This is a genomic window from Reyranella aquatilis (assembly GCF_020880995.1).
GTDB classification, from domain to species: Bacteria; Pseudomonadota; Alphaproteobacteria; order Reyranellales; family Reyranellaceae; genus Reyranella; species Reyranella aquatilis.
On the sequence record NZ_JAJISD010000001.1, the window covers coordinates 383,900 to 407,604 of the forward strand.

The 23,705-nt window shown below is 66.0% G+C and carries 24 protein-coding genes; 10 read left to right on the forward strand and 14 right to left on the reverse strand.

The window, feature by feature from the left end; all coding sequences use genetic code 11:
• Positions 1-87 precede the first annotated feature (87 nt).
• Positions 88-1,020: a sugar kinase gene (locus LJ725_RS01800; protein ID WP_230548904.1), complete on the forward strand. Its 933-nt coding sequence runs from the start codon at positions 88-90 to the stop codon at positions 1,018-1,020.
• On the opposite strand, the gene LJ725_RS01805 is transcribed toward LJ725_RS01800, so the two are convergent.
• The 7 genes from LJ725_RS01805 to LJ725_RS01835 form a co-directional block, all read right to left on the reverse strand.
• Positions 995-1,972 (reverse strand): sterol desaturase family protein, encoded by a 978-nt coding sequence (locus LJ725_RS01805; RefSeq protein ID WP_230548905.1) that lies wholly within the window; start codon positions 1,970-1,972, stop codon positions 995-997. The genes LJ725_RS01800 and LJ725_RS01805 overlap by 26 nt on opposite strands.
• 7 nt (positions 1,973-1,979) lie before the next feature.
• On the reverse strand, positions 1,980-2,987 hold the full coding sequence (locus tag LJ725_RS01810; protein WP_230548906.1) for a YncE family protein: 1,008 nt from the start codon (positions 2,985-2,987) through the stop codon (positions 1,980-1,982).
• 52 nt (positions 2,988-3,039) lie between these two features.
• Entirely contained in the window at positions 3,040-3,666 is a 627-nt protein-coding gene (gene eda / locus LJ725_RS01815) for a bifunctional 4-hydroxy-2-oxoglutarate aldolase/2-dehydro-3-deoxy-phosphogluconate aldolase (RefSeq protein WP_329958333.1), read from the reverse strand.
• Positions 3,667-3,668: 2 nt separating this feature from the next.
• Complete coding sequence (locus LJ725_RS01820; protein ID WP_230548908.1) at positions 3,669-4,409, reverse strand: SDR family oxidoreductase; 741 nt, start codon at positions 4,407-4,409, stop codon at positions 3,669-3,671.
• A gap of 15 nt (positions 4,410-4,424) precedes the next feature.
• Complete coding sequence (locus tag LJ725_RS01825; protein ID WP_230548909.1) at positions 4,425-5,426, reverse strand: TAXI family TRAP transporter solute-binding subunit; 1,002 nt, start codon at positions 5,424-5,426, stop codon at positions 4,425-4,427.
• Positions 5,427-5,493: 67 nt separating this feature from the next.
• On the reverse strand, positions 5,494-6,240 hold the full coding sequence (locus LJ725_RS01830) for an SIR2 family NAD-dependent protein deacylase (RefSeq protein ID WP_230548910.1): 747 nt from the start codon (positions 6,238-6,240) through the stop codon (positions 5,494-5,496).
• A gap of 10 nt (positions 6,241-6,250) precedes the next feature.
• Positions 6,251-7,318: a hypothetical protein gene (locus LJ725_RS01835; RefSeq protein WP_230548911.1), complete on the reverse strand. Its 1,068-nt coding sequence runs from the start codon at positions 7,316-7,318 to the stop codon at positions 6,251-6,253.
• 46 nt (positions 7,319-7,364) lie between these two features.
• Here LJ725_RS01835 and LJ725_RS01840 point away from each other — a divergent pair, with 46 nt between their 5' ends.
• Positions 7,365-8,222 carry a polysaccharide deacetylase family protein gene (locus LJ725_RS01840; protein ID WP_230548912.1) on the forward strand — a complete coding sequence of 286 codons (858 nt, stop codon included), beginning with the start codon at positions 7,365-7,367 and terminating at the stop codon, positions 8,220-8,222.
• A gap of 71 nt (positions 8,223-8,293) precedes the next feature.
• Here the strand turns inward: LJ725_RS01840 and LJ725_RS01845 are convergent, their stop codons facing one another.
• Genes LJ725_RS01845 through LJ725_RS01875 form a run of 7 tightly spaced genes read right to left on the reverse strand, consistent with a single transcriptional unit; the run spans position 8,294 to position 15,799 of the window.
• On the reverse strand, positions 8,294-9,088 hold the full coding sequence (locus LJ725_RS01845; protein ID WP_230548913.1) for a hypothetical protein: 795 nt from the start codon (positions 9,086-9,088) through the stop codon (positions 8,294-8,296).
• On the reverse strand, positions 9,085-9,966 hold the full coding sequence (locus LJ725_RS01850) for a phytanoyl-CoA dioxygenase family protein (RefSeq protein WP_230548914.1): 882 nt from the start codon (positions 9,964-9,966) through the stop codon (positions 9,085-9,087). Before LJ725_RS01850 ends, LJ725_RS01845 begins: the two co-directional genes overlap by 4 nt.
• Positions 9,967-9,977: 11 nt before the next feature.
• A complete protein-coding gene (locus LJ725_RS01855; protein ID WP_230548915.1) occupies positions 9,978-10,772 on the reverse strand; it encodes an enoyl-CoA hydratase in 795 nt (264 codons plus the stop codon).
• Positions 10,773-10,774: 2 nt separating this feature from the next.
• Positions 10,775-11,953 carry a CaiB/BaiF CoA transferase family protein gene (locus LJ725_RS01860; protein WP_230548916.1) on the reverse strand — a complete coding sequence of 393 codons (1,179 nt, stop codon included), beginning with the start codon at positions 11,951-11,953 and terminating at the stop codon, positions 10,775-10,777.
• A 24-nt stretch (positions 11,954-11,977) separates the two neighbouring features.
• Entirely contained in the window at positions 11,978-13,039 is a 1,062-nt protein-coding gene (locus tag LJ725_RS01865) for an ABC transporter ATP-binding protein (protein ID WP_230548917.1), read from the reverse strand.
• A complete protein-coding gene (locus LJ725_RS01870) occupies positions 13,036-14,769 on the reverse strand; it encodes an ABC transporter permease (protein ID WP_230548918.1) in 1,734 nt (577 codons plus the stop codon). The genes LJ725_RS01865 and LJ725_RS01870 overlap by 4 nt, the downstream gene beginning before the upstream one ends.
• Positions 14,770-14,782: 13 nt before the next feature.
• The gene (locus LJ725_RS01875; RefSeq protein WP_230548919.1) at positions 14,783-15,799 is read right to left on the reverse strand and encodes an ABC transporter substrate-binding protein; all 1,017 of its coding nucleotides are present in this window, start codon (positions 15,797-15,799) and stop codon (positions 14,783-14,785) included.
• 104 nt (positions 15,800-15,903) lie between these two features.
• Between LJ725_RS01875 and LJ725_RS01880 the strand changes: the two genes are divergently transcribed.
• From LJ725_RS01880 to LJ725_RS01915, 8 genes are all read left to right on the forward strand, one after another.
• Positions 15,904-16,509, forward strand: coding sequence for a class I SAM-dependent methyltransferase (locus LJ725_RS01880; RefSeq protein ID WP_230548920.1), 606 nt, complete (start codon positions 15,904-15,906; stop codon positions 16,507-16,509).
• Between the two features lie 283 nt (positions 16,510-16,792).
• A complete protein-coding gene (locus tag LJ725_RS01885) occupies positions 16,793-18,145 on the forward strand; it encodes an MmgE/PrpD family protein (protein ID WP_230548921.1) in 1,353 nt (450 codons plus the stop codon).
• A gap of 49 nt (positions 18,146-18,194) precedes the next feature.
• A complete protein-coding gene (locus tag LJ725_RS01890; RefSeq protein ID WP_230548922.1) occupies positions 18,195-18,683 on the forward strand; it encodes a MaoC family dehydratase in 489 nt (162 codons plus the stop codon).
• Positions 18,683-19,843, forward strand: coding sequence for an acyl-CoA dehydrogenase family protein (locus tag LJ725_RS01895; protein WP_230548923.1), 1,161 nt, complete (start codon positions 18,683-18,685; stop codon positions 19,841-19,843). The genes LJ725_RS01890 and LJ725_RS01895 overlap by 1 nt, the downstream gene beginning before the upstream one ends.
• Positions 19,843-20,322, forward strand: a complete 480-nt coding sequence (locus tag LJ725_RS01900) for a MaoC family dehydratase (protein WP_230548924.1) — start codon at positions 19,843-19,845, stop codon at positions 20,320-20,322. The genes LJ725_RS01895 and LJ725_RS01900 overlap by 1 nt, the downstream gene beginning before the upstream one ends.
• On the forward strand, positions 20,319-21,545 hold the full coding sequence (locus LJ725_RS01905) for a CaiB/BaiF CoA transferase family protein (RefSeq protein ID WP_230548925.1): 1,227 nt from the start codon (positions 20,319-20,321) through the stop codon (positions 21,543-21,545). The genes LJ725_RS01900 and LJ725_RS01905 overlap by 4 nt, the downstream gene beginning before the upstream one ends.
• A 10-nt stretch (positions 21,546-21,555) precedes the next feature.
• Positions 21,556-22,470, forward strand: a complete 915-nt coding sequence (locus LJ725_RS01910; protein WP_230548926.1) for an HpcH/HpaI aldolase/citrate lyase family protein — start codon at positions 21,556-21,558, stop codon at positions 22,468-22,470.
• A 61-nt stretch (positions 22,471-22,531) separates the two neighbouring features.
• Positions 22,532-23,704 (forward strand): MFS transporter, encoded by a 1,173-nt coding sequence (locus tag LJ725_RS01915; protein ID WP_230548927.1) that lies wholly within the window; start codon positions 22,532-22,534, stop codon positions 23,702-23,704.
• The last annotated feature ends 1 nt before the right edge of the window (position 23,705 follow it).

Genomic DNA, 23,705 nt, shown 5'->3' on the forward strand with positions numbered 1-23,705 from the left:
AGCTTGTTGGCGCAACCCTGGGAGAAGGCGTCGCTGAAGTCCAGCGCATCGCTTGAGGTCCGGCCTGTGGCGTGAGAAATCTCGGCCATGGCACCCTCCCCCGACATCGTCTGCCTCGGCGAACCCCTGATCGAATTCAACCGCCCGAAGGAAGGCGACGGCCGAACATGGTTGCAAGGCTTCGGCGGAGACTCCCAGAACGTGGCGATCGCGGCGGCGCGCCAGGGTGCCTCGACCGGGTACCTGACCGGCGTCGGGCAGGACTGGATGGGCGATGCCTTCCTCGACCTCTGGAAGAACGAGGGCGTGGACGCTTCGCGGGTCACGCGCCATCCGAGCGCGCCCACCGGCGTCAGCTTCGTCACCCACAGCGCATCCGGGCACAAGTTCGACTACCTGCGCAAGAATTCGGCCGCCTCGCTGATGACGCCCGAAGGGCTCGCCGCCGACTACATCGCGGGCGCCAAGATCTTCCACCTGTCCGCCATCGGCCAGGCGATCAGCGACAGCGCCCGCGCGACCTGCGATGCCGCCATCGCCGTCGCCAGGCAGGCCGGCGTGAAGGTGTCCTACGACACCAACCTGCGGCTCCGCCTGTGGGACCTCGACATTGCCCGGAAGGTGATCGACGCCACCATCGCGCGTTGTGACATCGCCCTCCCCAGCCTCGACGATTCCCGGCAGCTCACCGGCCTCGGGGAGCCCCAGGCCATCGCCGCCTACTATCTCGGCCTGGGGGCGCCGCTGGTGGCACTCAAGATGGGCTCGGAAGGCTCCTTGATCGCCACGCGTGAGCGCCAGGTCCACATTGCGCCGCACAAGGTCGAGCCGGTCGACGCCACCGGTGCGGGCGATACGTTCGACGGTGCTTTCCTGACCCGCCTGCTGGCAGGAGATGATCCCGAAACCGCGGCGCGCTATGCCAATGTTGCGGCGGCACTGTCGACCACGGGCTACGGCGCGGTGACGCCGATGCCGCGCAGGTCCGACGTCCTCACTGCGCTGAAGCGCGCCGGCTGAACCGCGGCAGTAGCGCCCGCACGAAGCGGCCGAACACCGTCGCCTGCTGGGCGATCCAACCGCGCCCATTGTCGGCATCGACCGTGGCGTCGTCGACGCCGGTCGGGCGGATCTTTTCGTCGTAGATCGCCGTGCCGAACAGGATGTCCCAGATCGGGAAGACCGGCGCGAAGTTATGGTCCTGGATGTGACGTTCCGTCGGCGTCGACAGCGCGTGATGCAGGCGGTGGAAGCGCGGGCTCACCAGCAGGCGTTCGCCCAGCCAACCGAAGGACATGTCGACGTTGGCGTGCGACCAGCTCTCGATCAGCCGCCCGACCATGAGGATCACCACATACTCGCCCGGCTGGACGCCGACGAACTGCGAGAACAGCACCAGCGCCAGGGTAATGATCAGGTCGTCGATCACATGGTTGCGGTCGTCCGTCCACACGGTCATGCGACGCTGGCTGTGATGCAGGCTGTGCAAGGCCCACCACCACCCGAAGGCATGCTGGCCCCGGTGCAGCCAGTAGGCGGCGAAATCGTAGAGCACGAAGTAGACGAGGAAGGAGACCAGGGCGTTGTCGCCGATCCAGGGCAGGAGGCGTTCCAGCCGTGGCGGCATGTAGCCCCAAGTGCGCACCGTCAGTTCGATCTCCTGCACCAGCGGATAGGTCAGGATGAAAATGGCGAGCGGGATCACGCCGAGCTTGTTGAGCATCGTGTAGACGCGGTCGACCATGATGAGCTTATCGTCCTCGCCCGCCTTCTCCAGCGGCCAGCGGCGCTCGAAGAAGCGCATTCCGATCGCGATCACCGCGATCTGGACCACGCCCAGCATGACGAACTCGACCGCGCTGTAGCCCGGCTCGTACCAGGCCATCAGGCCGTACTTGAAGAGGATGGGGCTGACGAGGGTCTCGAACAGCCAGGCCTGGGCGCCGACCCAGAGGTCGATCAGGTCGCGCATCGCGCCCCTATTTGATTTCGCCTGCCGTCGACGCCGCTCGCACCGGCGCGCCGGCTGTGACGTTGGCTGTCGACTTCATCATGAAGACCCCGTGCGGGGACTTGCCGACTGGAATGCTGCCGACGAGCTTCATGATGTCGATGTCGACGATGGCAACCCGGCGGAGGAAGCGCTGCGTGACCCAGAGTTCCCGTCCATCCGGCGTGATGTCCATGCAATCCGGTCCACCCGGGATCCGGACACTGCCCACGACTTTCGGCTCGTCCTTGGTGTCGATCAGGGAGACGGTGCCCTCGACGCGGTTGCTGAGGAAATAGTGCCGGCCGTCGCCTTTCGGGAAGAAGTTGTGAGCCCCCTTGCCGGTCTGAAGACTGCTTTTTACCGCGCCGTCCTTCGGATCGACGACGACGATGTTGTCCTCTCCGGTGAGCGCCACCAGCAGGCGCTTGTTGTCCGGAAGCATCACGACCCCGGCCGGCGCGTTGCCAACCGGCACGTTCCACTTGAGCGCCTGCGTCGCCAGATCGAAGGCGGCCAGGCGCCCGCTCTGCTGCAGCGTCACGAATACCGTCTTGGACTCGGCGTCGAAGGCGATGTGGCTGGGCAGGCCGTCGATGAAGATTCGGCCGGCAAGCTTGAAGCCGTCCGCATGGTAGATGTCGACATGGTCGAGACGGTAGGCCGCCGTCACGAACCACTTGCCGTCCGGGCTGAAGCCCAGATGGTAGGGGTCGAGGATGTCCTTGATGACCCGCTTGCGCTCCCCGGTCTTGACGTCGAGGCTGAGCAGCTCGTTGGTTGCCGTCGAGCCGATCAGCACTTCCTTGCCGTCCGGCGAGAGGATCAGATGATGCGGTTCCCGGCCGACCGGAAGGCGCGCGACCTCGGTCCGCGTGCTGCGGCTCAGGATGCTGTAGGACGCTTCCTCGGAATTGAGAATGATTACGGAATCGGCTCGCGCTGTCCCGCCCACCACGAGCGAAAGCGCCAACGCTGCGAACGACAGCCTATTCATTGGTAGCCGCTACTCCTTGGTGCTGTCTTGAAGCACCTTTCCCGACGTTTCGCTAGCGGCGTTTCAGTGTCGAGGCCGTGGCAGCCAGCCGTTCGACACTTTGCCAGTCCCCTGTTGCCACGGCGCCACGCGGTGCGACCCACGAGCCACCCACGCAGGCCACGTTCGCCAGCGCCAGATAGGCCGGCGCCGTCTCCGGCGTGATGCCCCCGGTCGGGCAGAAGCGAAGATCCGCGAGCGGCGCGCCGACCGCCTTGAGCCACGTCAAACCGCCGGCCGCGTCGGCAGGAAAGAACTTGAGGAGACCAAATCCCTGCTCCGCGAGCGTCATCGCCTCGGAGACGGTCTGTACGCCCGGCAGGAAGGGCAGCCCCGACGCGCGCGCCGCCCGGGCGAGTTCGCAGGTGCAGCCGGGACTCACCGCGAAGCGCGCGCCGGCGCGCTGCGCCCGCTCCAGCTGCTCCGGATTGAGCACGGTGCCTGCGCCGACGATCGCCTCCGGGACCTCCCGGGCGATCGCTCGCAGGGCATCGAGCGCCGCCTCCGTCCGCAAGGTGACCTCGAGGACCGGCAGGCCTCCCCTGACGAGCGCCCGCGCCAGCGGGACGGCGCTGTCCCGGTTCTCGAGGGTGAGCACCGGAATTACCGGTGCCAGTGCGGCGATGGCCGCGATGTCCACGGTCACACGCTCCAGCCGCCGTCGATCACGTTCACCGTGCCCGTGGTGAAGGCGGATTCGTCGCTGGCGAGATATGTCGCCAGGGCGGCGATCTCCTCGGCGGCACCGAAGCGCCCGGTCGGCTGGCGCTGCAGGAAGAACTGCTTGGCATCCGCCCCACCACCCAGGGCCGAAATGCGCTCGTCGAGCGACGGCGTCTGGACCGTACCCGGGCAGATCGCATTGCAGCGTATGCCCTTGCTCACATAGTCGACGGCCACCGACTTGGTGAGCCCGACCACTGCGGCCTTGGTCGTGCCGTAGATGAACCGCAGCGCGGCGCCCTTCACCGAGGAGGCCGCCGACGACATATTCACGATCGAGCCCCCGCCCTTTTCCAGCATTCCCGGCAGGAAGGCCTGGATCGTCCAGAACATGCTGCGGACGTTGAGGTTGAAGGCGAACTGCCACTGCTCGTCGGTTGCATCCAGCACAGTGCCGTGATGGACGAAGCCCGCACAGTTGAACAGGACGTCGACCGCCCCAGTCTCCGACGCGAGCTGACCGATGGCGGCCTTGTCGAGCACGTCGACCCTGCGCGTGACGATGCTTTCGATGCCCTTCAGCGCGTCGAGCTTCCCGGCATCGACGTCGGTTGCCCAGACCCTCGCGCTCTCGCGCGCGAACGTGCGCGCCGTGGCCGCACCGATCCCCTGTCCCGCGGCCGTGACGACGCAGGTCTTGCCCTTCAAGCGCATTTCCATCTCCCCGAACGGGCCTTACTTGATGATGCCCTTTTCCTTGTAGAACTTCTCCGCTCCGGGATGCAGCGGAATGCCAAGCCCCTGCTGCGAGGTCTCCAGCCGGATGACCTTGCCCTTGGCATGGCCCGAGTCGAGCAGCTTGCGGGTGTTGGCGTTCCACAGCGCCGCCGTGATGGCATAGATCAGCGCCTCGGACTGCTTGATCGACGTGACCCAGAGGGCGTTCACGCTCACCGTCTTCACCCCGGCCGTATTCTTGTAGGCGTCGTCGGGAATTGAATCGGCGGCAAAGAAGCTGAACTTCTGCAACAGCCCTTCCGCCTCCGGCCCGGCAATCGGCACCAGGTCGATGCCGGTCGTGACCGCCAGTTCGGAGATCGCGCCGTTCGGCCATCCGCTGACACTGAAGAACGCGTCAAGGGCGCCGTCCTTGAGCTTGTCGGCGGCCTGCTGCGTCTTGAGGTATTCCGCCTTCATGTCCTTCTCGGTGAGCCCGTAGGCGGCCAGGATCAGCCGCGCATCGACCAGGGTCCCCGATCCCGGCTCGTCGAGCGAGAGCCGCTTGCCCTTCAGGTCCGTCACAGACTTGATGCCGGAGCCCTTGCGGGCGACCAGCTGGAAGCTCTCCGGATAGAGGCTCGCGATTGCCCTCAGCCCGTCCGCCTTCGGTCGTCCCTCGTAGATGCCTGTGCCGGTATAGGCCCAGTAGGCCACGTCCGATTGCACGAAGCCCGATTGCATCGTGCCGGCCGCGATGGCAGTGGCGTTGGCGACCGAGCCGTTGGAGGCGACCGAGGTAGCGACGAGGCCGGGCACGCCGCAGGAGCCGCCGTCGGCACAGGCCCGCGAGCCCGGCGGGTTCGAAATGGCGTTGGCGATCAGGCCGCCGATCGGAAAGTAGGTGCCGGCGGTTGCGCCGGTGCCGATGCGGAAGAAAGTGATGTCCTGCGACCAGGCAGGCATTGCGCCAAAGGTGGCGGCACCCAGCCCTCCCAGCAGCGCAGTCCTGCGATTCATCCGCATCGGAGCCTCCCTACCCTGACCAATTAAATCGTGTCCCGCTCCGGGCCGCAACGATTGCGCCTCAATTGACGCCGATCGCGCGGCTCAAGGTCGGCCCGATCTCCTTGTGAATGACCAGATCGGCGTCGGCATCCTGGTCCGTCGGCTCGCGGTTCACGATCACGAACTTCGCGCCGTTGCGCCTCGCCATTTGGGGGAAGCCCGCCGCCGGATAGACCACCAGTGAACTGCCCAGCACGATGAACAGATCGCAGGCCAGGGTCTCTTCCTGGGCACGCAGCATGGGCACTTCCGGCATCGCCTGGCCGAACGAGATCGTCGCAGTCTTCACGATCCCTTCGCACTTCTCGCAGATCGGCAGCGTGCCCTTCTCCAGGAAGGCCCGGCGGATCGGGGCGAGTTCGTGACGGTGGCCGCAATCCAGACAGGTGGCGTAGGTCGTGTTGCCGTGCAGTTCGATGACCTTCGAGTCCGGCACGCCCGAGCGCTGGTGCAGCCCGTCGACGTTCTGGGTGATGATGGAGCTCATGCGGCCCAGCTCCACAAGCTTGGCCAGCGCGCGATGGCCGGCATTGGGTTCGGCCTTCAGCATGGTCTCGTCGGTGGCGAACTTGCGATGCCAGGACTCCCGCCGCATTTCCTCGGAGGCCATGAAGTCGTCGAAGTAGATCGGCTTGTAGCGAGTCCAGATTCCCCCGGGCGAGCGGAAGTCCGGGATCCCCGACTCGGTCGAGATCCCCGCACCGGTGAAGGCCACGATCCGCTGGGCCGCATGAACCATCTCGCGCAGGCGTTCGGCATCATCCATTGGCTTCACCTTAAGGGGCTGGCATGGCGGGATTGTGGGCGGCGCATCCGGCGTATGACCGGCCCTCGCTGCGCACCTCGACCGTATAGGCGAAGAGTGAGCCCGACAGGGGATCGACGCAGCGGCGCTCTTCGAAGAGGGCGACGAAGCCTGCATCGTCCGTCGCCGTGTAACTGACGCCCGCACCGGGCGACCGGGACAGGCCGCCATGGGCGCCGCGCTGCGGCGCCGGGCTGCCCGCCACGTTTAGCATCATGTCCCGGCCGGTGACCTCCAGCCGCCAGGACGGCTCGCTGCCCGAGGCGATCCATTCGCGCTGGTCGAAGCGTTCCCGGCAGCCGGCCGTCTCGACCGCCGCGCGGCGCAGTTCGAGGGCACCGATTCCGCCGCCCGGCCCGGTCTCACGGCCGCCGTACAGCTCGACGAACATCGGCCGGCCCTCCTGCCCTGCCGTCAGCTCGCGCAGAGCCCTGCCCAGTTCCTGTCCCGGCGTCCGGTCCTCGAGCGCCATCGGCGCTCCGTCGCAGGGGGAGAACTGCAGCTTGCCGCCCAACTCGCGGACCAGGCCGCGCAGGCGGATCGCCGTCGCCGGCAGCGGCTGGCGCGGCGGCTCGGGTGGCCTCTGCACGGGCTGCGGCGCCAGCGCGGTGGTGGCGGACGGCGGCGGTGCAGCGCCCGGCCCCCGGCCGAACGGGGTCGGCGCGCCGCGCGTGGCGGGAACCGGCAGCGCATAGAAGAACAGCGGCTTGTCGGTCGCGTCCAGCAGGCACACGAACTGCGTCTCGAGCGGGCCGCGCTTGCGATAGGTGAGCCGCCCGCGCAACGTCAGTACCGAGGCGACCGGCTGCGGTCCCGCCTTCATGTCGATCTTTTCAATCGTCGGCGGCGGGAACTCCAGCGCCGCGATCCTCTCGATGCTGCCGTCCAGCCGGCGATACTGCGCATCCCCGAACAGCACGCATTGCTGCGCAAGATAGGTCTGCGCCTCCGCCGGCAGCGCGGACAGGACGAGCAGGGGCGCGAGCAGGAAGGCGAAGCGCATGAGGCCGCAGGATAGCATCGGAAGATGGGCGTGCACGACAAACCGCCCTAAGCTGCGTGAAACCTCTGCGGGAGCCCACGCCATGCCGCGCCACATCGTCTGCCTCACCTTCGACCACGACCATCTCTCGGGCTTCATCGCCCGCGGCATGACGTCCCCGACGGCGATCTCGCGCGGCGAGTACGACGTGGTGGTGATCCCGCGCCTGGTCGCCCTGATGGAGCGCTACGGCATCAAGGGCACCTTCTTCACGCCCGGCCACACGATCGACAGCACACCGCAGGCGGTGCTGCCTTATGTCGAAGCGGGTCACGAACTGGCCCACCACGGCTGGACCCATCGCCTCCCTGTCACCCTCTCCCGCGAGGAGGAAGAGGAGGAGATCGTCCGCGGCAACGAATCGATCAGGCGCATCAGCGGGCGATCCGCCCGCGGCTACCGATCGCCCGCCTGGGATCTGTCGCCCCACTCGATCGAGCTGCTGCTGAAGCACGGCATCCGGTACGACAGCTCCATGATGGGCCACGACTACGACTGCTACTTCGCCCGCCAGGGCGACGTCGCCGAGCTGATGAAGCCGTTCGCGCGCGGCCGCGAGACACCCCTCCTCGAAATGCCGATCAGCTGGTCGCTCGACGACTTCCCCCACTTCGAATACATGCGCCTGCCCAACGGCTCGGTGCAGCAGGGCCTGATGAACGCCGGGAACGTCCTCGACAATTTCGTCGACGACTTCACCTACATGACGCGCGTCCAGCCCGACTTCGGCATCCTCACCTACACCTTCCACCCCCATGTGATCGGCCGCGGGCATCGTATGATGATGCTCGAACGCCTGATCCAGCGCCTGATAGAAGGCGGCGCGGTGTTCATGACGATGGAACAGGCGATGGGCGAATGGCTCGCGCGTAACCAAGGTGCGCGCAAAGCGGCCGAGTAGCCTCTCGATCAACGGAGCGCGCCACTCCAGTGGCGCTCATGCTTCTTGAGCGCCACTGGAGTGGCGCGCTCCTATGAGGGCGGCGTGCCTCGTGCCACGCGGATCGCGCGGCAGATCGTGACCATCTTGCCGATGGCGTGGTCGACGAAAAGACCGACGGCCTTCTCGATCGCGTCGGCATGGGCTTGGCGCTCGGCGGAGATCGACCGGGCCAGCGTGCTGGCGAGGGTAGCGGCCGTCTGGCGGTTATCGAGGATCGCTCGACGCAAAGAGCCGTCGGCGGCGACCGGCGCCAACGCTCCCTCCACGCGCTGCAGGAAGGCCGGCGCATGCGCGAGGTGGCGGTACATGCTGGCCAGGATCAGCGGCTGCGGCTCGTCGCCGAACCTGTTGAGGCGCAGCACCAGCGCCCAGGTCGCGGGATCCACGTCTTCCTCGGAGGCGAGCTTGGGGAGCTGCAGGTCGGGCGCGGGCTTGCGCGGAGCCGGCGCGATTGCACCCTCGCCCGCCGCCTGGCCGTTGAGCCAGGCCCGCAGGGCGCCGAGCGCAAACAGGTTGATCGTGTTGGAGTGATCGTAGCTCGCCAGCACGGCATCGACGCTGGCGGGTTCCTCACCGGCCAGCGAGGTCAGCCGCGGAATGTCCATGGTCTGGCGAAAGGTCGCCATCGCTGCATCGGGCAGACCATCGAGATAGAGCGGCTTCACGGCCGCCCAGGCCCAGGGCAGCGCCCCTTCCATGGTCGCGAGATGGCGCCAGACCAGGTTGACCACCCGGACGCCGACGGTGGCACGGATGTCGGCAAAGAGATCGGCGATCGCGCCGGAGGCCTGCGCCTCCGTGATCGCCGGCAGCGGATCGCTCACTCGGCCGCCTGCTTGGAATCCTGGCCGAGCACGGTGAAGAAAGACGCCGTCTTGGGCTGCTTCGGCAGTTCGACCAGCCCCTCCTTGAGACGCGCGAAACGCGCCTCCTTGCCGCGCACGATGCGCCCCTCGTTCAGGCTCGGCATCGGGTTGCGGGCGATCGGCACCGCATCGGCGGCCGTGTAGACGCAGATGTAGAGACCGCGCGACTTGTCGGCGCCGTTGGCGGCCGAGCCGTGCAGCAGGCGGGTGTGCATCAGGCAGACGCTGCCGGCCTTGCCGAGACACGGAACCGATTGGCTGAGCGCCTTCTTCTCCTCGTCGGCCGTGACGGCGCCGGTGAAGCGATCGCCCTCGAACAGCGACAGGACCGGCCCCTTGTGCGAGCCGGGCACGACGGTGAGGCAGCCATTGCTTTCGTCGACGTCGTCGAGAAACAGCAGGGCCGTCACGATGTCGTCGTTGGTGTGCGGCGTGTAGGCGAAGTCCTGGTGGTAGTTGACCTCGGTCCGCGCCCCCGAAAGCTTCAGGTTGATCTTGCAGTGGTGGAACTTAACGTCCGGCCCGATCAGGTCGGCCACCATGTCGACCATGGGCGCGTCGAGCATGACCTCGCGGTAGGCGTCGGAAATGTCGGAGGGATTGTTGATCCGTCGCAACGCCGGCTTCTCGGCGCTGTGTTCGGCGCCCATGTCGAAGCGCGGGCGCCCGTCGACGGTGGGCGGACCGAACGGTGTTGCGTGCGCCCTGCTCTGCTCGACCCAGCCCGCGATCTCCGCCTTCAGGGCCCCGAGTTGGGCCGGCGTGACGGCGTCCTCCACCATGAGATACCCATCGCGCCAGAACGCGTCGCGTTGCTCCTGCGTCAGAACCGTCATCGCCGTCTCCCTCAGCGTCCCTTAAATACGGGCTTTCTCTTCTCCATGAAGGCCGTGCGGCCTTCAACGTAGTCTTCCGAATCGAAGCACTGCTTCACCAGCGCGTTGAGACGGGCGAAGTCCGGCTCCCCATCGAGGCGCGTCAGCTCCTCGATGGTGCGCTTGGCGGCGTGCATGGTGAGCGGCGCGTTCTCGCCGATCATCCGGCAGTAGTTGTCGACGTAGGAATCGAGTTCGGCGTCGGGCACGACGCGCGTGACCAGCCCCATGCCGAATGCCTCCTGCGCGTTGAAGTGCCGGGCGGTGAAGAAGATCTCCTTGGCATGGGACGGGCCCACGAGGTCGGTCAGGATCTTCAGGCCGCTGGCGCGATAGCCCAGTCCCAACCGTGCCGCCGGCACGCCGAACCGGCTGTTCTCCGAAGCGATGCGGATGTCGCAGAGCAGCGACACCGCCAGCCCGCCGCCGATGCAGTAGCCGCGGATGCGGGCGATCGTCGGCTTGGAGCACTTGTTGAGCCGCTTGTTGGCCAGTTCGCCGATCTTGTCGTAGTAGGCGACCTGCTCGGGCGTGTTGCGCGCCTTCTCGAACTCCGAGATGTCGGCACCCGACACGAAGGCCTTGTCACCCGCCCCTGTCACCACCACGACGCGGATTTCCGGGTCCCTCTCGAACTCGTCGAGGATGACCGGGATCGCCTCCCACATGTCGGTGGACGTGGCGTTGTGCTTCTGCGGCTTGTTGAAGATGAGCCGGCCGACCGGTCCCACCTTCTCCGCGATCATGTTCGGCGTCGGGCTGATCATCGTCAGATCACGCCCCGCTTGCGGAAGTCGGCAATGGCCGCGTCGTCGAACCCGGCCTCCTTCAGCACGGCGTCGGTATGCTCGCCCTGCTCGGGGGTGGCCGTCTTCATCTCGAACGGCGTGCGGCTCATGTTGATGGCCTGGCCGATCAGCTCGATGTCGCCCAGCTTCGGCGAGTGCACGGGATGCGCCATCTTCAGGTGCTTGACCTGCGGATCGGCGAACATCTCGTCCATCTTGTAGATCGGCCCGGCGGGCACGCCCGCCTTGTTCAGCTTCTCAACCAGATCGGCGCTGCCGTATTGAGCGACTCGCTTGTTGATCTCGTCGTTGAGCGCGTCGCGATTCTTGGCGCGCCCCTTGTCGGTACTGAACCGCTCGTCGGTGTAGAGTTCCGGCGACTTGATGGCCTCGCAGAAGCGCTTGTAGATGTGACCGCCGGACGCCGCGATGTTGATGTAGCCGTCCTTGGTCTTGAAGACGCCGGTCGGGATCGAGGTCGGATGGTTGTTGCCGGCCTGGCCGGGCACGTCCTTCGCGATGGTCCAGCGTGCGGCCTGGAAATCGCACATCGAGATCATGGCCTGCAGCAGCGACGACGAGACCCACTGGCCCTGGCCCGACGTCTCGCGCTCCAGCAGGGCGATCAGGATGCCGATGGCGCAGTGCAGGCCCGCGCCCACGTCGGCGACGGCGATTCCGGCGCGCATCGGGCCCTCGCCCGGATTGCCGGTCACCATCATCAGGCCGCCCATGCCCTGCGCGATCTGGTCGAAGCCGGCGCGCTCGGCATAGGGCCCGTCCTGACCGAAGCCGGAGATCGATCCGAGGATGATCTTCGGGTTCACCTTCTTCAGGCTCTCATAGTCGATCCCCAGGCGGAACTTCACGTCGGCGCGGTAGTTCTCGACGACCACATCGGCCTGCTCGACCAGCTTCATGAAGACGGCCTTGCCGTCAGGCTCCTTGAGATTGAGCGTGATCGACCGCTTGTTGCGATGCAGGTTCTGGAAGTCGGGCCCGTGGCGCGGGCCGCCCATGTCCATCTCGCCGGCGGACGGCGGCATCTCGACCTTGATGCAGTCGGCGCCCCAGTCGGCGAGGTAGCGGACGGCGGTCGGACCGGCGCGCACGCGCGTCAGGTCGAGGACTTTGAAACGGGCTAACGGTCCTGCGGTCATGCTGTCACTCTAACGTTGCGAAGCTTACTCCACCCGTACCATGGCGGACGGCGCGATCTCCAGCCAGACGCGGCTGCCGACCTCGAAAACGGCGGTCGGCGCGGTCGACACGCGCAGCGGCTTCGAACCGCCCAGCGGACGGACCTGGTAGTCCCAGTATTCACCGAGATAGGAGCGATCGACGATCTCGGCCTCGACCGACAGGTCGGGACCGTTGCCTCTTTGGGTCGACAGGCCGATCGCCTGCGGTCGCAGCGAATAGAGCAGCTTGCCGCCGCCGCTGGCGCCTTCGAGCGACGAGGCGGCTGCCGAGAACCCGTCGAAGCGGACTTCGCCGCCCTGACCCATCCCCTCGACGAAGTTGGTGCGCCCGATGAAGCCCGCCACGAAGCGGCTCCTGGGGCGCCCGTAAAGGACATGCGGCGCGTCGATCTGCTCGATCTTGCCCTTGTTCATCACCACGATGCGGTCGGAAGTGACCATGGCCTCGGACTGGTCGTGGGTGACGTAGACCGTCGTGATCTTGAATTCGTCGTGCAGGCGGCGGATCTCGAACCGCATCTCCTCGCGCAGGTTGGCGTCGAGATTCGAGAGCGGCTCGTCGAGCAGCAGGACTTCCGGTTCGACGACGATGGCGCGGGCGAGCGCCACCCGCTGCTGCTGGCCGCCCGAGAGTTCGGCCGGATAGCGGCCCTTGAGGTTGCGCATCTGGACAACGTCCAGGATCTTGTCGACCCGCCGGTCGATCTCGGCCCGCGACAGCTTCCGGATCTGCAGGCCGAAGCCGACATTCTCGCCCACCGTCATGTTCGGCCAGATGGCGTAGCTCTGGAAGATCATCGACATGCGGCGATGCTCCGGCGGCACGACGCCCGAAGCCGATGAGATCTGCTTGCCGTCCATCTCGATGCTGCCCGCACTCGGCGGCATGAAGCCCGCGATCATGCGCAGGGTCGTGGTCTTGCCGCAGCCCGAGGGACCGAGCAGAGACACGAACTCGCCCTTGGCGAGCTCCAGCGAGAAATCCGACACCGCCTCGAAGGCGCCGTAGCGCTTGGCGACGTTCTTCAAAACCAGCTTGCTCATGTCGCGTTACGCCTCAGCATGAAGTCGCGGCCCAGTGCCCGCTGGCCCAGGTACAGCAGCGGCAGGGTCAGCACTTGCAGGACCAGTGCCAGCGCCGCAAGCCGCTCGAAGTTGCCCTCCTCGCTCATGTCGAAGATCATGACCGAGGCGACCTTGGTGTTGGGGCCGTAGAGGAAGATCGCCGCCGACAGTTCGCGCGTCGCCGGAATGAAAATCAGCAGCCAGGCGCCCAGCAGGTTGCGCTTGAGCAGCGGCGCCACGACGCGCCGCAGCGCCGTCATGCGGCTCCCGCCCAGCACACGGACCGCCTCCTCCATCTCGGGGTTGAGGCTGTTGATCGCGGCACTGGCGTTGACGTAGCCCACCGGCAGGAAGCGCGTGGTAAAGGCCAGGATCATGATCAGCGCCGTGCCGTAGAGCGCGAGCGGCGGCGGCGCATACGCGGCGTAGAAGCCGATCGCCAGCACGACGCCCGGGATCACGAAGGGCGCGACGCACAGGAAACCCAGCACGCCGCCGAACGGGATCAGCCGCCGCGCCACGATGTAGGCCACCCCCAGCGTCAGGAACACAGCGACCGTGGCGCTGATACCGGCATAGACGAAACTGTTGATCACCGACTGCGCTGCGGTCGCATGCTCGAACAGGATGAAGCGGAAGTTCGCGAACGTGATGTTGTCCAGTAGGAAGCCGCGGCCCCAGGCCTTCGCGAAAGCCGACTGGACCAGGAAGATGTAGGGCAGGAACACCGCCAGCGCCGCGACGAACATGGCGTAGCCGAACATCACCCAGCGCCAGCGTCCGAGCAGGATCGGCCGGCGCTCGCCGCCCTTGCCGGTCAGCGCCACGAAGCCCTTGCGACGCACGATCAGCCGCTGGACCAGGACCAGGAGGATGGTGACGCCCAGCAATGGCATGGCATAGGCGGCCGCCACTTCGACCCGGACGGGATTGCCGAAGAACTGGAAGAGCTGCGTCGTCACGACGTTGAACCGCGCCGGAATGGCGATCATGGCAGGCGACCCGAACAGCGCGATCGCCTCCAGGAAGCAGATGATCAGGCCGCCCAGGATGGCCGGCAGGGCCAGCGGCAGGGTGACCTTGCGCATGGTCCGCCACGGGCCCGCGCCCAGGATGTTGGCCGCGTCCTCCATCTCCGACGAAACCAGTTCCAGCGCCGCTGTCGTGAAGATGAAGATGTAAGGAAAGGAATAAAGCGCGATGACGACCGCGAGGCCGGTGAAGCTGTAGATGTTGAACGGCCCTGCCTCCGCGCCCGTCGCCATCATGTAGAAGCGGTTGAGCCAGCCGGCGTTCGGCCCGGCCAGCAGGATCCAGGCAACGGCGCCGGTATAGGGCGGCGTGATGAAGGTCGCCAGCACCAGCATCCGCGTGAGGCCCCGTCCCGGCATGTTGGTGCGCGCGACGGCCCAGGCGAGCGGTACGGCGAAGAGGCCCGCCAGGGCGGCCGACGCCGCTCCCAGCTTCAACGAATTGAACAGCGCATCGACATAGCGCGCCCGGCCGTAGGCGGTCGCATAGTTCGACAGGGTGAAGTCGCCCGTGCGCTCGGCCTGGAAACTGGTGATGACGAGATAGACGAACGGACTCACCACCAGGAACAGGAGAACCGCGATGATCGCGATCCACAGGAGCCAGGACGAATCGAACCGGCTGGCGCGCACGGGGCGCACCGGAACCGGATCGAATGCCGGAGCCGCTATCGACATGCCGGGCGTTCGATCAGTTGCCGAACGTGTCGCGCCACTGCTCGATCACCTCCGGAATGCCCTTGTCGACTTCCGCGACGGTCGGCCGGATGATCTTGATCTCGCTGATCGGCTTGGCGCCCGGAGGCGACGGGACTTCGGGCCGAAGCGGTATGCCGAAATGCTTGGCGTTAATCTTCGAGGCCTCGATCGTATAGAGGTACTCCATGAAGAGTTTGGCGGCATTCGGATGCTTGGTGCCCTTCATGATCGCCGACGGCGAGATGATCAGCACCGAGCCGTCGCTTGGATAGGAGACCGCCAGCGGATTTCCGCGCGCCGCGCTGAAAAGCGTCGAGCCGTCGGCACCCGCCGCGACCTGCCGCTCGCCGGCGTTGAGCGCCGTCACCGTGTCGTTGATCGAGCGGCCGATCTGCGGCTTGTTCTTCTCGAGCTTGTCGAAGTACTGCCAGCCATAGAGCTTCTTCATCGAAAGGACCCAGGTACCGACATAGCCCGAGAAGCCCGGATGTCCGGTCGACACCTTGCCCTTCCACTTGATGTCGAGCAGGTCTTCCCACTTCTTCGGCGCGTCCTCGGCCTTCACCTTCGCGGTGTTGTACGTGAGCACGACCAGCCCCGCCGCGGTGGTGTGGAAGTAGCCATCGGGATCGAAGTTGCGGAACGCCTCCGAAATCTTGGGCGTATTCTCCGGGACATACTTGTCGAAGCGGCCTTCAGCCTTGAGCCTGGCATAGTGGCCGAGATCGGTCGACGAGAAGACGTCGCAGATCGTCTGGTTGTTCTTGATGTCCTGCAACAGCCGCTGATAGGCGACCTGCGCCGTCGTGCGCACGACGTTGACCTTGATGCCGTACATCTCGGTGAATCCGCGGCCAAGGTCCTCGGCGCCCTCCGACGTGTAGTGGGCGACATACCAGGTCAGTTCGCCTTCCTTCTTGGCTGCCTCGGTCAGGGCGTTCAGGTCAGCGCGCGCCGCTAGCGGCGAGAACGCCAGTGCCAGGGCCAAAGCCAGGCTTCCCAACCTCATCATGAATCCTCCCGGTTCGTTGATATGTTTGTTTATTGCTTATGGAAACCGATACGATCACACGATAGGCGACATCACAAGCGCGGGAGGCCGAGAGGACGCGCATGACGGAAAGCGAACGTTCCAAGGGCTGGGCCGCATACTACCAACAGCTCCGCGACCGCCCTCCCCGCAAGACATTGACTACGGCGCTCGATGCGTTCGGCGACGCACCTGCTGACGCCCTCGTCATCGATCTCGGCTGCGGCGATGGCCGCGACGTCATAGAGGAACTGCGCCGCGGCTGGCGTGTCGTTGCCGTCGATGCCGAACCCGAGGCCCTGAAGCAGTTGCAGGCCCGTCCGCTGCCCGATGGTTGCGATGTCACGCCGGTGCTGGCGCGCCTCGAGGAGGTGCCCATCCCGCTCGGCGTACATCTCGTCAATTCGAGCTTCGCCATGCCCCTCTGCGAACCCCAGGCCTTCCATCGGGCGTGGGAGCGCATCCGCGAAGCCCTGCCGGCCGGCGGTCGTTTCTCCGGCCAGTGGTACGGCCCGCGCGACAGTTGGTCCGATCGCCCCGGCATGACGTTCCTCTCGCGCGACGAGGCCCTGGCGCTCCTCGAGGGATTCGACCTGGAGATGTTCGACGAGGAGGAAGCCGACGGCGTCACGCCGCGCGGCAATGCCAAGCACTGGCACATCTTCCATATCGTCGCGAGGAAACGCTAGGCGGCAGGCCCGGACCGTGCGAGGCTCCTCTTCCCATCAACATCGAAAGGAGGTGATCCTGTGAACTACCCCATCACGACGCCGGCGATCTCTGCAGTTGCCGCCACCAGGATCGTTCCTGCCTTGGCTTGCTGCTGCGACTGACGGATCGACGATAGTCGGCACAAAGCCGCCTCCGGGCGGCTTTGTTGTGTCTGGGCCATATCGATGCGCGAAAGCCCGAACGGTGGACAAGACCGAGGCTGCTGGCCGACACTTGCGGCCTCAAATTCGGGAGGAAAACATGGCTGCCGTCGTTCCGGTCACGGCCGAAATCGCCAAGCGCGCCGCCGCCCTCGTCTGGCGTGACCTGCCGGTCGATCTCGTCGAGCGCACCCGGCAGTGCCTGCTGGACTGGTTCGCCGTCACGATCGCGGGTGCGCAGGAAGACCTCACCGGCATCCTGGTCGCCGAGGCGCTGGAGGACGGGGCGAAAGGCCCCGCGACGCTGGTCGGGCGGGCCGAGACCGTGCTGCCCTCGGCTGCGGCGCTGATCAACGGTGCGGCCAGCCACGCCCTCGACTACGACGACGTGAACTTCTCGATGGGCGGCCATCCGACGGTCACGGTGGTCCCTGCCCTGCTGGCCCTCGGCGAGCAGATGAAGGCTTCGGGCCGCCTGTTCATCGAGAGCTTCGTCGCCGGCTACGAGACCTCGGGCCGCGTCGGCCGGCTCGTGGCCCCCGGCCACTACCTGAAGGGCTTCCACGTTACCGGCACAGTCGGCTCTTTTTCGGCGACCGCCGCTGCCGGGCGCATGATGGGCCTGGACGATCGCCAACTCGCGGTGGCCTTCGGAATCGCAGCGACCCAGGCAGCCGGCCTCAAGTCGAACTTCGGCACCATGTGCAAGCCGCTGCACGCCGGCACAGCCTCGGAGCACGGCCTCCGCGCGGCGCGCCTTGCGGCAAAGGGCTTCACGGCACGTGGCGATTCGCTTGAGTGCGACCAGGGCTTCGCCTCCTCGCAGAGCGATCACCTGAATGCCGAGGCAGCGCTCGGCGAGCCGCCGTCGGGCTGGCACCTGCGCAACAATCTCTTCAAGTACCACGCCGCCTGCTACCTGACGCACGCACCCATCGAGTGCGCCAAGGAGATCCGGCTGAAGAACAACTTCCCGCCAGAGCGGGTGCAGAAGATTTTGCTGCGGATCGACTCCGGCGCCGACAAAGTCTGCAACATACCTCACCCGACGACGGGCCTGGAGGCGAAATTCTCGTTGCGCCAGACCGTGGCGATGGCGCTGACGGGCGTCGATACCGCCAACCTCGATTCCTACAACGAGGCCGTGACGCAGGAGCCACGCATCAAGGAACTGCGCGACAAGATGGCGATAGACTTCCAGCCCCACTGGGCGCACTCGCTGGCCGAGATGGCCATCCAGCTCGACGACGGCACCACCATCGAAGTCAGGCACGACTCCGGCATTCCGTGGGCGGACCTGGAGAAGCAGCGCCAGGCGATCGAGACCAAGTTCGACAGCCTGGTGACGCCGTTGCTGGGCGCCGCCGGCGCCCGCCGTCTGCACGACGCGATCGAGCGCATCGACGAACTCACCGACGTGGGCGATCTCGTCCGCGCATCGGCGAAGAACTAATCGTATTCCTCTCCCCCGCGTGGGAGAGAGGCGCAGGACAGGAGTAAGGATGACAGAGGATTTCAGGGCCCGCGCCCGGCTGGTGCCCAAGGGCAACCGCTATGAGGATTTCGAGGTCGGCCGCGTGTTTCGGCACCATTGGGGCCGTACGATCACCGAGTCGGAGAGCACGCTCTTCTCGACGCTGACGCTGCACTTCAATCCGCACTACTACAACGCTGCCTATGCCCAGGCGCACGGCCATCCTGGCGTCGTTGCCAATCCCCTGCTCGTCTTCACGACGGTGTTCGGCCTCACGGTCGAGGACCTGAGCGAAGGCGGAGGCCCGTTCCTCGGCGTCAACGAACTCACCTACCACCAGCCCGTCTATCCCAGCGATTCGCTGCGGGCGGAATCGGTCGTGCTCGACCGGCGGACCTCGGACTCCCACAAGGGCTTCGGCATCGTCAGCTGGCATAGCAAGGGCTTCAACCAGCGCGAAGAACTCGTCATCGACTTCAAGCGTACCAACCTCGTCCGCCTCAGGAATCCCCAGTAATGCCTTTCCTTACCGAAGAACGCCGCATGATCCAGGAGCAGGCGCGCGAGTTCACGCTGAACGAAGTGCTGCCGGTCGCCAACAGGCTCGACCCCGAGAAGGGCGACATCCCGATGGACCTGCGCGAGAAGATGGCCGAGCTCGGCTATTTCGGCATCCTGATCCCGGAGCAGTACGGCGGCCTGGGTCTCGGCTGCTCGGAGTACTGCCTGGTGACCGAGGAACTCTCGCGCGGCTGGATGAGCGTCGCCTCCATCATCGCCCGCGGCAACCTGCTCATCGGCTCGCACGAGATGAGCGAGGAGCAGCGCAAGCGCTATCTGCCGCGCATGGCCAAGGGCGAGTTCCTGGGTGCCTTCTCGATGTCCGAGCCGAACGCCGGCTCCGACATCTCCAACATCTCGTGCCGCGCCAAGAAGGACGGCGACAGCTACCTGATCAGCGGCAACAAGTATTGGTGCACGTTCGCCGACGGCGCCGACTTCATGATCATCATCGCACGCACGTCCGATGCGCCTCCGGGTAAGCGCCATCTCGGCCTGTCGATGTTCTTCGTCGAGAAGAAGCGCGGCGAGCTGCCCAAGGGCGTGAGCGGCGCGCCGATACCCAAGATCGGCTATTTCGGCTGGAAGACCTGGGAACTGGCGTTCGACAATTTCCGTGTCGATGCTGCGGACATGATCGGCAAGGAAGGCCATGCCTTCTATTACGCCACTTCGGGCCTCGAAACCGCGCGCGCCCATACGGCGGCCCGCGCCATCGGCCTCGCCCAGGGCGCCCTGGACGATTCGATCCAGTACGCCAACGACCGCAAGCAGTTCGGTCACTCCATCTCGGACTTCCAGGCCATCCGCTTCAAGATCGCCGACATGGCGACGCAGATCGAGGCGGCGCGCCAGCTCATGTACTTCGTCTGCGAGCAGATCGACACCGGCCAGCGCTGCGACAAGGAAGCGTCGATGGTGAAGCTCTTCGCCTCCGAGATGGCCGAGCGGGTCACCAGCGAGGGTATCCAAATCCACGGCGGCGCGGGCTACACGACCTTGCATGCCGTCGAGCGGCACTGGCGCGACGCGCGTCTCACCAAGATCTTCGAGGGCACCTCGGAAATCCAGAAGCGCATCATTTCCGACCGACTGCTCGGCCGGGGGAAGAACTGATGAAAGTCTCCGCACTCACCGGCAAGAACAACTACTTCGAGGACTTCACGGTCGGCGACGTGATGAAGCACGCGCGCGGCAAGACCGTGGAGCCGATGGAGCAGGTCTGGATCACCAACGTGACCATGAACACGGCCGAGGCTCACTTCAACGAGCATCTGACCCAGTCGACGCCCTACGGACAGCGGCTGGGCTTCGGCGGCGTCACGATCTCCATGTGCATCGGCCTTGCCGCCGAGGACACCGCGGAGAATGCGCTGATGGAACTCGGGATGGACAAGATCCGGCTGAAAGGCCCGCTCCATCACGGCGACACGCTCTACTGCTACACCGAGGTACTGGAGAAGAAAGACGCCAATCAGGAAGACGCCGGGATCGTGCGTTTCAGGCACTACGGCGTGAACCAGGACGACAAGAACATCTTCGAGGGCGAGCGCACGGTCCTGATCAAGCGCCGCAGTCACTGGGGAGACAAGTGAGCGACGCTGCCGTCCTGGGCGCGCTCGATGGGGTGAGGATCGTCGACCTCACGCAGATGCTGGCCGGCCCCTACTGCACCATGCTGCTGGCCGACCAGGGCGCGGAGGTGATCAAGGTCGAGCCGCTTGACGGCGATCACACGCGCATCATCGGGCCCTATCACGCCGACGACAAGCTCAAGGCGTTCGGCGGTTACTTTGCCTCGGTGAACCGCAACAAGAAGTCGATCGGCATCGACCTGAAGACGGCGGCAGGCCGTGAGCTGGTCCTGAAGCTCTGCGACAATGCCGATGCGGTGGTCGAGAACTATCGCGGCGGCGTCATGGACCGCCTCGGCCTCAGCTATGAGACGCTGCACGCCCGCAATCCGAAGCTGGTCTACGCCACGATCCGCGGCTTCGGCGACGTCCGCACCGGCAGGAGCCCCTACGCAGACTTCCCGGCGTACGACGTCATCAGTCAGGCGATGGGCGGCATCATGGCCATCACCGGCCCCGACAAGGACACGCCGATGAAGGTCGGCCCCGGTGTCGGCGACATCGTGCCAGCGATCACCTGCGCGTTCGGCATCGTCTCGGCGATCTTCCGGGCTCACAAGACCGGCAAGGGACAGTTCGTGGACGTGGGCATGGTCGATGCGATCCTCGCCGTCTGCGAGCGCATCATGCACCAGCATTCCTATGCCCACGCGCTGCCGCATCCCGAGGGCAACCACCATCCCCTGCTCTGCCCGTTCGGCATGTTCCCCGCGAAAGACGGCTTCGTGACGATCGCGGCGCATGCAGACGCACACTTTCCGATCCTGTGCCGTCTGATCGACAAACCCGAATTCGCGACCGATCCGCGGTTCATCACAGTCCAGGACCGGCGTGCCAACCAGGACGTCCTGATCGCGACCGTCTCCGACTTCACGGGCCAGCGCACCAAGCAGGAGCTGCTTAAGCATTTCGGGGGCAAGGTGCCCTTCTCGCCCGTCTACAACGTGCGCGACATCGTGGCCGATCCCCACTTCAAGGTCCGCGAAATGCTGCCCTGGGTGCCCCACCCCGGCCTCGACCACGAGGTCCAGATCGCCGGCGTGGCGGTCAAGATGACCGAGACACCGGGCAGCGTGCGCCATCGCGCCCCCTTGCTCGGGGAGCACACTGACCAGTATTTGCAGAGCATCGGCTGCAGCGAGGCGGACATCGCCCGCCTGCGCGACGACAAGATCGTGATTTGAGGAGACAGACATGACCGACCGCCCCAAGCGCGCCCGCCGCGTCCAGCTTTCGACGCCCGGCTCGAGCGAAAAGATGATCCAGAAGGCGTCGGAGTCGAAGGCCGACCACGTCTTCCTCGACCTCGAGGACGCGGTTGCCCCCAGCCAGAAGCGCGACGCCCGCAAGAAGATCATCGAGGGCCTGAAGTCGCTCAACTGGAAGGGCAAGACGCGCTGCGTGCGCATCAACGACCTGACCACCGAGTACGCCTATGAGGACATCATCGAGATCGTCGAGGGTGCCGGCGAGCATCTCGACACGATCATGATGACCAAGGTGCAGACCGCGGCCGACGTGCTGTTCGCCGACAAGCTGCTCCATCAGATTGAGAAGAAGCTGAAGATGAAGCGCCGGATCGGCCTCGAGGCGCTGATCGAAGAAGTCGAGGGCATGCAGAACGTCGACTCGATCGCCGCCTGCACCCCGCGCCTCGAATGCCTCGTCTTCGGAATGGGCGACTTCTCCGCCTCGATGGGCGTCACCAATCGGAACGTCGGCGAGACCGACGGCTACCCGGGCGACATCTGGCACTATGCCCGCTTCCGCCTGATCATGGCCTGCCGCGCGGCCGGCATCGATCCGGTCGACGGCCCGTTCGCCGACTTCAAGAACCCGGATGCCTATCGCGAGGAATGCAAGCGCTCGATGATCCTGGGCTGCGTCGGTAAGTGGGCGATCCACCCGTCGCAGATCGACATCGCGCTCGACGTCTATTCGCCCAAGGCCGAGGACATCGCCCGCGCGCGCAAGCTCGAAAAGGCCTACGCCGAGGCGGAGGCTGCCGGCCAGGGCGCGATCAACGTCGACGGCATCATGGTCGACGTCGCCTCGATCCGCATCCTGCGCAACACGATCCTGAACAAGGCCGACCTCTACGGCCTCTAGCATGTCGCCGGGCGCGGTTCCCGAAACGGAGACCCCGCGCCCGGGACTGCGGCAGGCGCTCGTGCCTGTCGTGGCAATGCTGGGCACGCAGGTCCTCGTCTCGCTGGCGGTGCTTTCACTCAGCGTGCTGATGCCGGCGGTTGCCAAGGATCTCGGGATCGCGCCAAAGCTGGTCGGCGCCTTCACGGCCGTCACCTATGCCATCGCCTCGGGTGTCGCGCTGTGGAGCGCGGCGCCGATCTCGCGGCTGGGCGCCGTGCGGGTCTGCCAGTTCGCGATGCTGGCCGCGGCGGCCGGTCTCGCCCTCAATGCGACCGCTTTCGTCGCCGCCACCATCCTTGCCGTGGCCTTCATCGGCTTCGCCCAGGGACCGATCAATCCGGCGTCGGCGCATATCCTGAGCCAGCGCGTGCCCCGCGCCTGGTTCAGTCTCGTCTTTTCCGTGAAGCAGACGGGCGTCCCGTTGGGCTTTGCCGCCGCCGGCGTGATCCTTCCGCTGCTACTTCCGGCGCTGGGTTGGCGTGGCGCCTCCCTCGCGGCAGCGGCGCTGATGGTGGTCGGAGCGGGTATCCTGGAACTGCTGCGCGCCCGGCTCGACGCGTCGGTCGCACCCTCCGGGCCCTCGCAGGGGATCTGGTCGTCGATCGTGTACGTGATGCGGCATCCGGAAATGCGCGTGCTGGGCTGGTCCGCGCTGCTCTATGTGGTGGCGCAGCACACATTCACGTTCTTCCTCGTCACCTATCTCTATGAGCATTGTCGCCTCAGCATCGCCGAGGCCGGCTTCCTGCTCTTCCTCGCGCAGATCGGCGGCACCGTGCAGCGTCTCATCCTGGGAGCGCTGGGCGACCGCTTCCCACGCATGATGCTCCTCGGTTGGACGGGCGTCGGGATCGCGCTCGGCGCGGTGGCCACGGGTCTGGTCTCGGCCAACACGCCCTATTGGTTGATCGGCCTGATCGTCTTCGCCTACGGCACCGTGGTCATCAGTTGGAACGGCGTATCGATCGCGGAGTTCGCGGCCCTCGCCCCGCCGGGACAGGTCGCGGCCGTGGCCGCGGTCCAGACCGCCCTTGCCTTTTCCGGCGCCGTCGTCGGCCCGCCTCTCTTCGGCCTGATCGCGGCCATCGCCGACTATCGCAGCGCCTTCTTCCTGGTCGCGGCCTGCGTCCTGTTCGCCGCGGTCTGGCAGATCCTTGTATCCGCCCGGTTGCGCCGGACTCGGTCGGCCTGAG